The organism is Opitutus terrae PB90-1 (assembly GCF_000019965.1).
GTDB classification, from domain to species: domain Bacteria; phylum Verrucomicrobiota; class Verrucomicrobiia; order Opitutales; family Opitutaceae; genus Opitutus; species Opitutus terrae.
The window spans coordinates 632,148-646,352 of the sequence record NC_010571.1 but is presented as its reverse complement, the minus strand read 5'-3'; the positions used below and the strand labels follow the sequence as shown (position 1 = coordinate 646,352).

Genomic DNA, 14,205 nt, shown 5'->3' with positions numbered 1-14,205 from the left:
CGTGAGTTGATCCCCGTGCCTGCCACCCAGCTGAAGGTCGACGATTCTCTCCGAACAGTCGGCAAAATTCGTGACATTGTTCCCTTTGGTTACTCTTTGAGATCATTGATCTGTAACTACTAGAAGAGATAAAACATCGGCAAAAAGATCGGCAATTGTCCGAGATTTTGTCCCTCTCAAACGTGAGTTCAGGATACCTTGCGGCCTTGGGCGTAGCGAGCTGGCTCGCTCCGTTCGGTTGCTCTGATAGTGGCGGTGTCTCCTCGTCTTCGGGCGGGTCTTTCTCGCGGCGAGCGCGCGATAGCCGGGCCACCACTTCCGAGAGCGGGGTCTCGCCAGTTTCGATGCAAAACTGGCCTACTCGCTCGCCGAGTTGAGCGTGGAGCTGGGAGTCTCGAAGGTGAGCATCTACCGGTTGGAAGCCCGTGGCTTGCTCAAATCGCTGCCTTACCTGCGGACGAAGATTTACTCACATGCAGAAGTCGAAAGATTCCTTCGGGGCGAGGAGGAGAGCAGCTAAAACTGCCAGGTTAAGTGCCGGTCGGTGCCGACTCATTAGCGCGTGTACCCGGACGATCGCGTCGTTACCCTGGCTGTTCTTCCCCATGCACTACGGGATCATGCGGCTTATTGTGCAGAGCCATGTTGAGCTGCTCGGCAAGTTGCTCGGCCTCGGCGTCGTGCCCATGACACAAGCAGTTAATGGTCTTCACCGGCATGAACGCTGGACCCGGAAAGCCGCAGACGGTTGAAAATATGAGCAGTACGTACGAGGCGGCTTTCTTGCCCTTAAAGAGATGCTCGTAGAATGAGCGTTCCGATCCATAGACCTCGAAGACGCCCGCCTGCAGCGTCTGATAGATCGGCAGCAGCAATTCACGAGCATGCGCAACCGAACGCAGTCCGCCGAGATGATAGTTGCCATCGATAATTTTCGCCGGCCACAGGGCGTCGTGGTCGAACGTGTTCTTCATGTTCACGACCACCAACCCTCGCTCAGCTGCGCTTGCCTCAATTTGATCTACGCCCTCACGAACTCGTTCACAAAACGTCTTGGGATTTGTTGAGTGCATTGCCTTGCAGGCGATCGCCCAGGTCCTGCCGTTGAAACGGCCCATGACGTCGGGATTGGTCCCGTCCGATTCCTCCGGGTGGTCTACTGTGCACTGTGTTAAAGCGTGGAGCGCCATCGCCGCCACATAGAGCTCGAACACCTTATTGTTATCCTGATTCTCTTTGAGCGTCGTGGAGAACTGAGAAAGGTCCGCCAACCCACCGAGTAGCCTCAAGTGCGGTATCAATGCCCCAAAGTCAGAATGCGTCCTCGCCAGCAAGACCTTTTCGGCTAGGTCAGCCAAACTCATTGCTCTCCGCCACTTCTCGCGGGGATCGGCCGAACAGTCGCAGGCCATTGGGTTCTTTCGGAACTCTTCGAGTTCCGTAAGCGTGAGTGCCGCCTCCTCAAAGGCACCATGCACGGCCACCGAAATACCATACTCCGCAAGGATGTTTTCCAATCCCCAAACCAGTGTTTCCCACTCGGAATCGCCTTCAGCCACGATATCGATCTACAGCGACCAACTCTCCATCGCAACGCTGATATCTGAACCAAAGCTGCTGGCCGAAAAGATAGAGAAGACGCGGCAGCAACTCGAGTCGTGTCCCTGTCTGCCCGCTCGTCAGGACGGATGATTTGGCCGTCGGTCTGCCGTTCGACCATTGCAAGGCTCCACAAGTCCTGTCTCGATCATCTGCGGGCCAGCGCTTCGGCATAACAACCGGGGCGTTTTCTTTTCCAAACATTGGTGCAGATCGACCGGTGCGGAAACTCGTTCGGTGGCGATGTGCACATTTTTGTAATGGATCCCAACACAATTCTTGTAGAATAGTTCCTATTCGCTCGTCCGAATGAACAACTGGCTGCATGTCGGCTCGCCGGTCGTTTCGCCCGCCGCCGATTGCCGCGGGTTCGGTTTGCTTGTCACTCGTTGCCCATTCGGCCTGAAGGTGTCATGAATCAGGCGGAACCACAGCGAGATGATTTGGAATGCCCGCCCGGCGGCTACCAGACGTTCCATCACTTGGCCGCACCCAAGGTCGATTTCTATCGCGCGATCCTCCGTGTCTTTGGACAGGCGAAGGAACATTTCGAGATTTCGCTTCGTCCCGCTGAGGTAGCCGATCGGTTGGTGAACGGTTCTGCGCTCCCCGATGTCGAAGAACTGAGCCTGGCCCTCGAACAACTTCACAAGTGGGGAAACTTGGACGCGAGCCAGGACAACTCCGAGGTGCAAACGGTGGAGGAATTCAAACGGCCACGATTCCTGTATCAATTCACGATGGCAGGCGAGGCGACCGAACAGGCACTCACCGCGTTCGACCTGCACTTCCTGCGGCCTGGCGAACTACAGACGACCGCGCTCCGCAGCATTCAAGAAACGCTTGATGAATTGCAGCGTCTTCTCGCCAACGGGGACCTCGACACCGCAAAGGCCGTTCGCGCCCTGCGCGAACTCGCCGACCGGTTCCACCAACTTGTAACCCGCGCACAGTCTTTCATGCGCACTGTGCAGCGCAGCATCGACGCTCCGTCGTCTGAATTGGACCTGTTTCTCCAGCACAAGGAGGCGTTGTTGAGCTATCTTGAACGGTTTGTCGGCGAACTTGTGCTGGCCACCTTCCGCGTCAGCACCAGCCTCCGCCACATCGAGGCCGGTGGCATCGACCGGGCGCTCGATGCCGCAGCGGAGGCGGACTTGGTCGATGCCTTGCAGCCTGACGAACGCCAGCGGGCCGCGGCGCGCGAACAATGGCAACTCCGCTGGCAGGGACTGCGCCGATGGTTCCTCGGCGAATTGGAGGCGCCATCTCAGGCGGAGATTCTACGTGGCCGGGCGCGAGCCGCGATTCCCGCCTTGTTGGAAACGGTGCGCCGGCTCAACGACCAGCGGGCCAGTCGCACTGATCGCGCAACCGACTTCATCACGCTGGCGCGGTGGTTCGCAGCGTGCCCAGCCAACGACGACCTACATCGCCTATGGCGGGCCGCGTTTGGCCTCACGCCGGCGCGCCACCTTCGCGTGAACGAGGATACGTTAGCTGCATGGGAGAGCGAGGGCGCCAATTCCCGCACGTCGTGGACCGAGGCACCGCCGTTCTACCTGACACCGCGGTTGCGAGCGGTGGGGCGTTCGACTCCGCGCGGCCCGGTGCGCGCCGTCATTGATCGTTCCGCAGAGCGCGCGCGCTTGGCGCAACTCGCCACCGAAGAGGAGGAGCTTGCGGCAGCGGCTCGGCGCACCCTCGCCACAGGACAACCGCGTCGACTGTCTGCCCTGCCAGTGCTGAAAGAGCGGGAACTCGACCTTTTGCTCGATCTCCTGGGCGAAGCCAATGCAAGCGTGTCCAAACCGGGCGAATCCGTTGAAGCGACTTCCGAAGATGGTTCGTTGGTGATCGTGCTCGAAACGCCGGCCACGGGCACGCCGCTGGCTACGGTCGAAACCGAAGTCGGCACCCTGCGGGGGCCGGATTTCCTCGTCACGATCACGGATCTCAACGCTCCTGCCGCTACGGACGTCGTCGGGCAAACCGTAGCCCTTTCCGCATGAGTGTTGCCACACCACCGCCTGGCGAAGCCGCGGTCCTGGACCACCTGCGAGTCGAAGACCGTCGGCGGGCGTTGCGCGCTTTGCTGCGCAAGCCTCTCCTATTGGCCGAAGACCCTGCCGATGCGACCGAATTCACGCGGGTGCGCCGACACGCCGACGATCTGCGTGAATGGTTCTCGCGCCAGGCCGGCTGGAGCTTGGACGTCACGGCAGATTTTGCACGCTTGCGGAAGACACCAGCCGACCTCGCCGATGCTTCGCGTCCGGCCCAGGACGACCGGAGCAATGAGCCGTTCACCCGCCGTCGATACGTTTTGCTATGCCTCGCGCTTGCTGTGCTCGTTCGCGAGGAGCGCCAGACAACCCTGGGGCGCGTCGCCGATCAGGTGGTCAACTTGTGGAACCAGGACACCACATTGGTTGCCGCCGGCATGGCGTTTCGCATGGAAAGCCCCGACGAGCGCCGTGATCTGGTGCAGGTCGTGCGCTTGTTGCTCGCATGGCAGGTATTGCGCCGACTCGATGGCGCTGAAGATCGCTTCGTCTATGATCGTGCGGCAGATGTTCTCTATAACGTCCGCCATATCGTGCTTTCGCGACTTTTCGCCGGCCGTCGCGCGCCAAGCTTGGTGCCGGCCGAGACTCTCGACGAGCAACTCGCCGCGCTGGTAGAAGAGCCGCTCATTGACACCGATGAACAACGCAACCGCCGCATTCGGCTGGGACTGGTCCGGCGACTGTTGGATGATCCCGTCATCTACTACCGCGAACTGCCCGCGGAAGAACAGGCCTACCTCTTGCGCCAGCGCTGGCACTTGGTCGGCCAACTGGCCGAGGCAACCGGTTTCGTCCCCGAGGAGCGGGCGGAAGGGTTCGCCCTGACTGATCCATTTGGCGACTGCTCGGATGTTGGAATGCCCGAGGAAGGCACCGACGGTCACGCTACAATCCTTGTTGCCGAATTTCTGGCGGCACGCCGGAGCGAGTCCGAAGGCTCGGTCGTGCCGATGCCCGCTATCGCGGATTTTGTCGCGGCCAAGGCGGTCGAGCACCGCAGCCGCTGGCGCCGCGAGGCTACCGTCGCCGGCCATGAGCACGAGTTCGCTCGGGAAATTGTGGCCCGGCTCGCCGGACTGGGCTTGGTCCGCATCATCCGCGACGGCGTCGTGCCGATGCCGGCGATCCATCGTTTCCGGCTTCGTGCTCCGCTTGAAACCGCGCATAGCGTCGCGTAACCGCCATGCTTCCCGAACCCACATCCGAACGGTTCAAGCCGCTGCGCAGCGGTCTCATCAATCTCTATAAATACGAGGATCAGGAGTTTTGGTTCGACCACGGGCGGCTGCTGTTGCGCGGGAACAACGGGACCGGCAAGTCGCGGGTGCTCGCTTTGCAGCTTCCCTTTCTTTTCGACGGCGAAATCAGTTCGCATCGCGTCGAGCCGGATGGCGATCCCGCCCGCGCCATGGCGTGGCATCTCCTGATGAACGACTACGACGACCGGCTCGGCTACACGTGGATCGAGTTTGGCCGAAGGAAAGCGGATGGCACCGCTGAATTCGTGACGTTGGGTTGCGGGATGCGCGCGATTCGCGGCGTCGACGGGCTGCCTAACCGCTGGTATTTCGCGACGCACCTGCGGGTCGGAAAGGATTTCCGGCTTCTTACCGATCAGCGTCAGCCGCTTAGCCGAGATCAACTTGAGCTGGCCTTGGGCGAGACTTCCTTGTTTCGCCGGGTGGAGGACTATCGGAAGCGGGTGGATGAACTCTTGTTCGGCCTTAAGCTCCGCTACGACTCGCTGATTGAATTACTCATTCGTCTGCGCGCGCCGCAGCTTGCCCGCAAGCTCGACGAAGACCGTCTCTCCGCTGCGTTGAGCGACGCGCTGCCTCCGCTTGGGGAAACGCTGGTCAAGGACGTAGCGGAGTCATTCCGGAACCTGGACTCGATCCGGGCTGATCTACAGACCCACCGAGACATCCACGCCGAAGTGGGAAAGTTTTTGCAGGACTACCAACGCTACCTGCAGGTCGCCGTGCGGCGTAGGGCCGAAGGGGTCCGCACACAGCATTCTCGCTACGAGGAGACCAACCGTGGGATCGCCGACCAGACCCGGCAAAAGGAACAAGCGGAGGGAAGGATCACAGAGGCGGAGGCAAAGAAGACGGCGGCGGATCTCGCCAAACAAGAGGCGACCTCGCAGATGGAAGCGCTCCGTGATAGCCCGTTTCAGCGCGACGCGATTGCGTTGGAGAACGCGCGCAGCCAGGCCGCATCGTGGAAGGAGCAGCTCGTTACGCGCACGGCGGACAAGATGTCCCGCGAAACCCGCTTGTCCGTAACGGAAACGGAGCACACGCGGCAGGAAAAGCGTGCCGAAGACACGCGTATCCAGATTTCCGCCGTGCTCCAGAGCGCGGACATTGCAGCTAAGGCGGCGGCGTTTTTGGAGGACCACGAACGCCACGTTCCCGACCTCACGACATGGCCGAGCCAAGCCGGATGGCTGGCGCATGCGGAGAAAGCGCTCGGCGATCGTGTGCAACATCGTGACCGTGCCGTTGCCCAACTTGAGGTTCTCCAAGCCGCGTGCCTCAAAGCCCAGGCCGAACTGGCGCAGGCGCAAGAACGCGAGAATCACGCTGAAACCCGTGTTTCCGGAGAGCGAGAGAATGAGCGGATGCTCGATGCCGAACTCGCGAATGCCGGCGAAACGTTGCTCAAGGAATACGCCAGATGGAAGACGGCCTTGACCTGGCTGCGTCCGCCCGATGTTGCGGCCTTGAACGATGCGTTGGGTCGCTGGCTTGAAACCGGCGATCCGTCCGACCGCACGCTACCCGCCGTGATGGAAGCGGCCTCCGCGGAGGCGGAGGGCGAACGGTGCGGCGAGCTCGCCGGTGTCGAACAGGAAATCGACCGGTTGAAACAACAACTCGCCGGACTTGCCTTGGAACGAACCGAACTCGAAGGCGGACGGCACTTGCCGCCGCCGATGCCCGTTACCCGAGACCCCAACGTGCGGAGCCAAATTGCGGGTGCCCCGCTCTGGGAAGTTTGCGATTTCCAAGAAAATCTCACTGGCGAGGAGCGAGCCCGCTTGGAGGCCGCGCTAGAGTCGGCAGTCTTGCTCGATGCACTTATCACGCCGACGGGTAGACTCGTGCCACAGGAGGCCTGCGACAGTTTTATTGGCTCTGGTAACGGCGTCCCCCTGGGACCGACACTGACGCAGTGGCTTCGCGCGGCTGTTCCGGTCAATCGATCCGACGTGCTAACGGCGGATGCGGTCGAATCTGCGCTGCAACAGATAAGCGCCGGACGCGACACGGGCGAACACTGGGTAAGTCTCGATGGGAGCTGGAGGCTTGGGCCGATTCATGGCCGCGGTCAGAAGGTTGCCGCGCAGCATTTGGGTCAGGGCGCGCGCGAAGCCGAGCGACAGCGGCGACTCGCGGAAATTGCAACAGAGACCGCGACGCTGACGGCGCAAAACGAACTGGCCGCAGCGAAGCGTGCGGAACTAGTCACGACCCGCGTCGAAGCAATTCGGGCTGAACGCCTCGGCGCACCGACCGACACGGCGATTGCCGACGCGCTTGTCCGGAGGGCCGGAGCGCGCGATCGTCTGAGCCTCGCGCGCAAGGAATATGCCGATGCCCAAGAGGTCACGGAAGTGGCCCGACGAAAAACCCAAGAAGCATCCACGCAGCGTAATTCCGCAGCAGCCGACCTCGGTTTGACCGCGTGGCAGGACAAACCGGAGACGCTGCGTGTAGTGTGGCAGGAGTATCGTCTCAAACTCGCGGAATTTTGGCCCACCGCCCGGCTATGGAACGAAGCCCGAGAACAGGTCGAACTGGCGGCTTGCGAGGTAATCCGAGCGCGGGAAGAACTCGAAGCGGCCGAACAGCGCCGGGCTGAAACCGAAAAGGAATCGGTGCAGGCTCAAGCCCGATTCAACACGCTGCATGAAAACGTCGGGGCCTCGGTGGAGGCGCTGCAAACGAAGATCGCCACGGCCAATATCGCCCATGCGGCAGCGGAGAAGGCGGCGACCGAGGCCAATGACGCGCTCGTCGACGCCCGCACCGATGCCAAGCTCGCGATCCAGCAATTACAGCAGCTCAATGCTCAACTCAACGACATCGTCCGGGATCGAGCCGCCGCCATCGACAAGGTGCGCTTGTTCGCCCATCACGGACTATTCGGCGACGCCCATCCGACCTTTGCCCCGATTGAGGCGGATGCCTGGTCCGTCACACGTTCGGTTGAAATCGCGCGCGACATCGAACGCACTCTGCGCGACATCGCGGCTGACGATAATGCGTGGCGCAACCGGCAGACCGCGTTGCTCCAGCACTTCACGGAATTGCAGACCTCGCTGGGCGGGCGTGGCTACCAGCCACAGATGCAGTATGCGGATGACAGTCTCGGGGTCGTTACTTGCGCTTTCCACGGCGGACCGATGCGGTTGGGACAATTGCACGCGGCTGTTGCAACCGAAATCGCCACTCAGGAGCGCGTGTTGACAGAGCGCGAGCGCGAAGTCATCGACAATCACCTGATCGGCGAAGTTGCCACTGCGCTTCAGGACTTGATCCGCAATGCGGAGTCGCGGGTAGCCGACATGAATGCCGAGATCGTGCGCTGTTCGACCAGCACCGGTCTTTCCATGCGCCTGAAATGGGAGCCCCGCACGGAAGATGTGCCTGAAGGTCTTGAAGAAGCTCGAAAGCTCCTCCTGTCCGATCCCGAGCTGTGGACGCCGGACGAGCGGGCGCAGCTTGGCCAGTTTCTACACGGCCTCATCAAGGATGCGCGGAATTCCAATCCGCTCGGACTGTGGGCCGATCACTTGCGACAGGCACTCGACTATCGCACTTGGCACCGCTTTAGCGTCGAACGCCGGCAGAACGAGAAGTGGGACAAACTCACCAAACGTCGCTACGGCACCGGGTCGGGCGGCGAGAAAGCGCTGATGCTGACCGTTCCGCAGATGGCCGCCGCCGCGGCGCATTATCGTTCGGCGGCACCACACGCGCCGCGTTTGATTCTGCTCGACGAAGTGTTTGTCGGTATCGACTCGAAAGTCCGAGCCAAATGCATGGGACTGCTGGAAGCGTTTGATCTCGATTTCGTCATGACGAGCGAACGCGAGTGGGGGGCTTATTCGACCGTCAAGGGCCTCGCCATCTACCAACTCACGACCCATCCCGGTATCGACGCGGTGGGTGCGACCCGTTGGGTGTGGAATGGACGGCAAAAAGTGCTGGCGAATCCGCCTGATTATGCCGCTGGCGGGCACAACGGCTCGACTCCCCATGTCACCCCAACGTGAGCGCCTGCAGGCCTTATTCGGACGCCCGGAACTTCGTCGGCTCATCGAACGCCTCAACGAACGCCGGGAGTTGGGCCGCCCGCTTACCGGCACTTTGACCCTCGACACTCCGTCAGTGGAAGAGCGGCGGGCTGTCGATCAATTGCTCCGCCGGGCAACCAGCACCGGCGCCTCCCTGTCGGTTTCGCCTGAAGCACTTTTGATTCAGCTTCGCACGGCCGGTCTGGCGAATACTTGGGAGGAAGTTCTCGAAGCGGTCTGTGGGCAACCGGACCCCACGCGCGCACTGGCTGCGGCAAATGCGCAAGCATGGGAAGACCTTTGGAAGCGGGTGAAGGGAACGGTTGGCCCTTCATTGCACATCTGGCTGGATCAGCTTCGGCGCGACGGCTTGCTCAAACGCCTGAGCGAAGGGAATGCAGACATCGCCGGGCATTGGGTCGATCAGGCCGTCGCCGTGCTCCGTCAGATGCCTTTCGAGGACGAGCCCATTGCCAGCGTCGCCGCACGCCTCGCTGGCAACAGTCACGCCCTCGATCCAGGTTCACCACTCGCAACGATTATCTTGCGGGGCGTCTCCGTTGTCCATCAGTGCGCTATGCCGCTCAATGCGGCCGAGCGTCGTGAGCTTTGGTCGAAGGCAGGCGTCGTTTGCGACGAACTCAGCGCTCCTGTTCTCGTATTCAATCTTGTCCTGCCCGGCGCTTCACCGTTGGAGGAGATTCTGGCGGCAGCACATGCCGCGACGATACCGATTCACGTCACGACGCGCCTCCTGCTGGCCACCTCCTGGACACAGGTGGTGGCTCCGCCGAGGGTGTATGTTTGCGAGAATCCTTCGATCGTCGCCTTGGCCGCACGGCAGCTCGGAGCGGGCTCGGCACCAATTATATGCGTAGACGGTGAACCAAAGACCGCCGCGTGGAATCTACTGGGGCACCTTCGCCGCGCCGGCACCGAGATCTGGTATCACGGGGACTTCGATTGGAAAGGCCTCGCCATCGCCTCGCGTGTGATTGCTCGCCTGAATGCCCGGCCGTGGCGGTATTCAGAACATGACTACAATTCGGCGATTGGAACGGAAGATTTAACGGGAGCAGTGTTCAACGCGCCTTGGGCACCGGAACTCACGACCGCAATGCAGAAGCGCAACAAACTGGTGCATGAAGAAGCGGTGGCGGACTTGCTGCTGTCGGACCTTGAGATTGTGTCCGATCGATCGCACCGCCTATCTTGAAACCATGGGTCGTAATTGGGAGCCAATCGGTCGCACTTTGCAGGGGCTCACTCTGCGTTGTCAGGAATTGGGCGGAGCGCCCGATCCGGCGTGGCTTAAGCTGCCGGTGCGCGAGCTGGCGACTACGCTTCGGGCGGCCGAGGCGCTTGATCGATTGCCTTGTGACGCGCTGATGCGCGCGCTCCTGCGCGGAGGCGGCATCGGACAGCCGACACCGCGACAGGGGTATTTTTGCGCAATGCGCTGTTTGTGTGCGCTTGATACGCTCGGAATCATCCACGCTGAATTGAATGACCACCCGCTCTATCCCGAGCCGCCGACAAAATGGACAGACGAACAGTTGTTGGAATGGCTGTTGGTGAGTAACTGGCAACAGCGACATGATACATGGCTCAAGCTGAACGCCCTCAGCGCGGCGACCGGCCTTGGGCTGTATTCGGGTTAGGCAATGGACGAGCACCATTGCTGCACTCCACTGTCCCGTGAAACTGCCGCGCTTTCTTTCACAGCTTGAGCCCAAGGTCCACGACCTGCTCACGAATTATGAGGCGAGGCATCGCGCCTTTGTCGCCCGCGCCCGGTTTTCGGGACCCTCGCTGTATTTTCATAAAAAAGCCCTGCGGCTTATCGACGCCAACGCCGAGGCATTCGCCGATGCCTCATATGCGATGCTCGTGGCTTGGGGCATGCACCGCATGGGCAAGGGCGGCGCGAAAATGCAGGCGTTCGAAAGATATCTTTCGTCGATTCGCGCCCAGTGGAAGCCGATTCAGGAATTGCGCCGGGTTAAGCGGCAGGAGATGGATGAGGACCGTTGGTCTCGGCTCCGCGGGGTATTCTTGAGGATCGACGCAATGGACGGGAAGACGGTGCTCGTTGCGAATTCGAAGGTGCTCGCGCATGCGCTGCCCGAACTCGTTGCTCCCATTGACCGGCAATACACGCTACGTTTCGCGATGGGCACGAAGTCCGCTTCGATACCCAGCCAGAGAGAGATTCAGGCGACGTATTTCATCGAGCTGCATCGGCGTCTTTTTCACGTTGTTGCGGATGACGTTGGATTTCAGGTGAAAGCCGAGGAATGGGTCCGCTCTCGTTCCTGTCCGTGGGACACATCCATTCTCAAGGCGGTGGACAACTGCTTGGTATCGGGGGACACCAATGCGGAAGCGTGATCACCTCGATGGAACGGAGGCGTCGGGCTTTCCCGCCAAACCGACAGGTAACGGTCGTGGCCGGCAATTTACGAACCGAGTTTGATCTTGCCCGAAGGAAGTTCCCGATAGCGTCGCCCGTTCGCGCGTTTCAAATGTGTGAGGAGGCCGTCGCCGTAATAGTTTGGCTTGGTGCCATTGAAACCGAAGCTCCCGTTCACCTCGCCATTGTCGTTGTAGGCGGCAATCAGGGCGTCCGCTTGGCCGTCCGAAAGGTGCTCGATTGCCGGGAAGATTTCGGCGAGGCGGTTCCCATCGTCCCAGTTGGGGCAACTCCCGACTGCCTGGATGTAGGCGTTCAACATCCGGTCGCTCTTCACCAGGACGCTCACGATTTCCTTGGCTGCTGTTGACCATGTGCACGGCAACGCCTGAAATTTCCCGATGAATCCGTAGGGGTTGCGGCCAAGATTCACCGCAATGAGGGGAATGCCGCGAGCGAAGGCGAAACCGACCTCTTGGTCCGTCCAGTCACTTTGATGGAAATCCTCGGTCATCAGCGCGACGAAGGCGTCCATCGTCGCCAGCGCGTTCTCGATCTCGTCCTGCCACGCTTTGGTGGGCCGAATGTCGGCGTGAGCGACGAAGGCTGAGATGCCGTAGAGACTCAACCGCTCCTTCAACGCCGCCGTTTGTCTTTTGACCACCGACTTGTGACTGAGAAAAACCCTGAATCCGGCTTCGCCCCAGATCCGCTTGATCGAGGTGGTGGAGGCCGAACTGCGCGGCAGGAGGAGCAGACCGGAGTCCTTGCGCCATGCCGAGTCTTCGCTCGGTTCCAACTCGAGAAAAACCTCCGCGAAGAATTCGCCCGGGACATTGTGGAGGGCGTTGAGGTCTTCCTTGATCCGCTTTTGCAACGTGTCCCGCTTTTTGGCGACACTCAGGAAGAGTGATTCCGCCACGACCAAGTAGAGTGCGTGGCCGTAGGTTCCGCCGTCCCAATTGTCCGATGTCCACTGCTCGTGAATCCGCGTCTGAGCGTTGACAACGATTTCCTGAAGCTGGCGTTCGCCCTCGCGCGCGTAGAGTTTCGACAGCGCGGCCAGATAACGCTCCACGTTGCGGGGTAGCTCGAATTTCGTTTCGCGGTCACTCATGGATCGAAGGTCGCGATGGGATTGTCTTCTGGGGCGGCAAACGACTACGGTCAGCCGGCGCTCGGGAATTGTAGCCATGCGGCTTTCCGGCCTCAAGACAGCCGACACCGCTTCCGGGAGCAACCCGCAACTTGCCATTCGACCACGATGGGATTCGAGACTCGCGGTGATGCGGATGGTGGATAGCATTCCTTCATGCCGCTCCCTTACTATCCCGACTGGACGAAGGCCACCGGTGATGCCGCTGTCCAGTTGACCGCGATTACGGGCGCACCCGGGAATCTTTGGCCTTATCCTCTCGGCGCCCTACCGGGCTCTATCGAGAAAGGAATGCCCAAGCTCGAGGAGGCGTATATTTCCGGCTACGTGCTGCCACAACACGTTCCCGACGGGATCAAGGCTATAGGCGAATTGATGGTGACGCGGGGTCACAACGTGCCGGAATCCGGCAAGGCGTATCTCTACCTGGTGGGCATAGACAGCGATGCGAATCCGTATTTCCGCGGGCCTTACAAACCTTACCCGGAGCATTACTATAACAAGGACGCAGGGATTCCCGTGCATGACCTTTTTGGTCGGATCGATCCCGCCAAACCGGGGCAGACCAACCTCTGATCTATCTGCGCGACGTGCTATGCCGTCGGCACGACACCACCAACGAGTAGATGATTGCCGAGCGCTGGCCGGCAAGAACGAGCACGAGGAGCCTAGCGAAGGCGCCGCTTAGGTCTCAGCAAGGACGGATGACGACTGGAACTCCGCCTGCGATTTCCGCGTTTTGCCAAGATATCTGGCGTCTGTCCGCGTTTTGCCAACTTGGGGCTACTCGCCGACAAGCGGGATTAATGGCGTCTCCGAGGAGAGTCCTGCCAAAAAGGGCGGTCGCTTGTCGCCACGATAGGCTTTCCGCGACACGGTTTCCGACCGATTGTAGCCCCGGAAATAAACCCCGCGCCGAACTGTCACCGTAGGGTGTGCGTTCCTTCACTGGATAGGCCGGGGTTTTCCTTTGGCCAGAATTGCACCCGCGCTTCGCGGGGCTTGAGCCAGCGCCGATAGAGCTGCGCATCTTTCCGCCCGGAAAATGATCTCGCGACCGCGCCGCACACCATATCGGCCAGCTGCAGCAGGTTGTTTCTTCGCGAGTCCTGAATCTTCAATTTCTTGATCACGAGTCCGGCAGCGTCCGACGGGTTCAATCGCCGTCGCAGATAGCTGCCGAGTTCCCGCTGGAACTCTCGCGATCCGCAGCCATCGAGCACCACGGTGGCGTCGCTGAGTTCCTTCGCAGCATTCTCCAGGACGATGCGGCAGGCGAACTTGTAGAACGAGTCCTTGCACTTGAATCCTTCGCCGCGGAGCGCCGGCTTGTTGATCACGATCGGGTGGTAGCGGAAGTTTAGTCCGTTGACCTCCTTCATGAAGGATTCCCGCCATGCGGCGCAGGTGGCGGTGAAGTGAAACTCGTAGTCCGGCGGCGTGTGCAGCTTGTGCCGAAGCTGTGCGATGGTCGTCTCGAGCGAGGCCGCGCTGGCCGGATCCGGCACGATCACGAGCGTGACCACGAAGAACGTCGAGGAGCCTTCGCCGAACTTGAACCCCGCGTCGCCCGATTCATCCAAGAACACCAGCATGGCGTGAGGCGGTTTGGGGTGACGGCTGCTAAACGACGCACAAGCCGAAGGCGGTTTCGTCAGTG

Annotated in this window: 10 protein-coding genes; 7 read left to right on the top strand and 3 right to left on the bottom strand. The window is 60.7% G+C overall.

Annotated features, from left to right (window positions below; genetic code table 11):
• Positions 1–584: 584 nt before the first annotated feature.
• A complete protein-coding gene (locus OTER_RS02710) occupies positions 585–1,559 on the bottom strand; it encodes a hypothetical protein (RefSeq protein ID WP_012373369.1) in 975 nt (324 codons plus the stop codon).
• A 453-nt stretch (positions 1,560–2,012) separates the two neighbouring features.
• On the opposite strand from OTER_RS02710, the gene OTER_RS02705 reads away from it, so the two are divergent.
• Genes OTER_RS02705 through OTER_RS02680 form a run of 6 tightly spaced genes read left to right on the top strand, consistent with a single transcriptional unit; the run spans position 2,013 to position 11,367 of the window.
• Positions 2,013–3,611 carry a TIGR02677 family protein gene (locus OTER_RS02705; RefSeq protein ID WP_012373368.1) on the top strand — a complete coding sequence of 533 codons (1,599 nt, stop codon included), beginning with the start codon at positions 2,013–2,015 and terminating at the stop codon, positions 3,609–3,611.
• Positions 3,608–4,846, top strand: coding sequence for a TIGR02678 family protein (locus OTER_RS02700; protein WP_012373367.1), 1,239 nt, complete (start codon positions 3,608–3,610; stop codon positions 4,844–4,846). Before OTER_RS02705 ends, OTER_RS02700 begins: the two co-directional genes overlap by 4 nt.
• 5 nt (positions 4,847–4,851) lie before the next feature.
• Positions 4,852–8,955, top strand: a complete 4,104-nt coding sequence (locus tag OTER_RS02695; RefSeq protein WP_012373366.1) for a TIGR02680 family protein — start codon at positions 4,852–4,854, stop codon at positions 8,953–8,955.
• Positions 8,939–10,192 carry a TIGR02679 family protein gene (locus OTER_RS02690; RefSeq protein ID WP_012373365.1) on the top strand — a complete coding sequence of 418 codons (1,254 nt, stop codon included), beginning with the start codon at positions 8,939–8,941 and terminating at the stop codon, positions 10,190–10,192. The genes OTER_RS02695 and OTER_RS02690 overlap by 17 nt, the downstream gene beginning before the upstream one ends.
• A complete protein-coding gene (locus tag OTER_RS02685; protein ID WP_148217979.1) occupies positions 10,155–10,637 on the top strand; it encodes a hypothetical protein in 483 nt (160 codons plus the stop codon). Before OTER_RS02690 ends, OTER_RS02685 begins: the two co-directional genes overlap by 38 nt.
• 37 nt (positions 10,638–10,674) lie before the next feature.
• Complete coding sequence (locus OTER_RS02680) at positions 10,675–11,367, top strand: hypothetical protein (RefSeq protein WP_012373363.1); 693 nt, start codon at positions 10,675–10,677, stop codon at positions 11,365–11,367.
• 68 nt (positions 11,368–11,435) lie between these two features.
• Here OTER_RS02680 and OTER_RS02675 read toward each other — a convergent pair whose 3' ends face one another.
• Entirely contained in the window at positions 11,436–12,506 is a 1,071-nt protein-coding gene (locus OTER_RS02675; RefSeq protein WP_012373362.1) for a toll/interleukin-1 receptor domain-containing protein, read from the bottom strand.
• A 195-nt stretch (positions 12,507–12,701) separates the two neighbouring features.
• Here OTER_RS02675 and OTER_RS02670 point away from each other — a divergent pair, with 195 nt between their 5' ends.
• Positions 12,702–13,121: a hypothetical protein gene (locus OTER_RS02670; protein ID WP_012373361.1), complete on the top strand. Its 420-nt coding sequence runs from the start codon at positions 12,702–12,704 to the stop codon at positions 13,119–13,121.
• Positions 13,122–13,468: 347 nt separating this feature from the next.
• Here OTER_RS02670 and OTER_RS02665 read toward each other — a convergent pair whose 3' ends face one another.
• On the bottom strand, positions 13,469–14,140 hold the full coding sequence (locus OTER_RS02665; protein WP_012373360.1) for a DUF3800 domain-containing protein: 672 nt from the start codon (positions 14,138–14,140) through the stop codon (positions 13,469–13,471).
• Between the last annotated feature and the right edge of the window lie 65 nt (positions 14,141–14,205).

Coding starts and splice junctions, on each gene's coding strand:
- OTER_RS02700 (WP_012373367.1), top strand. CDS start 3,608: ATGAGTGTTGCCACACCACCGCCTGGCGAAGCCGCGGTCCTGGACCAC.
- OTER_RS02695 (WP_012373366.1), top strand. CDS start 4,852: ATGCTTCCCGAACCCACATCCGAACGGTTCAAGCCGCTGCGCAGCGGT.
- OTER_RS02665 (WP_012373360.1), bottom strand. CDS start 14,140: ATGCTGGTGTTCTTGGATGAATCGGGCGACGCGGGGTTCAAGTTCGGC.
- OTER_RS02690 (WP_012373365.1), top strand. CDS start 8,939: ATGTCACCCCAACGTGAGCGCCTGCAGGCCTTATTCGGACGCCCGGAA.
- OTER_RS02705 (WP_012373368.1), top strand. CDS start 2,013: ATGAATCAGGCGGAACCACAGCGAGATGATTTGGAATGCCCGCCCGGC.
- OTER_RS02675 (WP_012373362.1), bottom strand. CDS start 12,506: ATGAGTGACCGCGAAACGAAATTCGAGCTACCCCGCAACGTGGAGCGT.
- OTER_RS02670 (WP_012373361.1), top strand. CDS start 12,702: ATGCCGCTCCCTTACTATCCCGACTGGACGAAGGCCACCGGTGATGCC.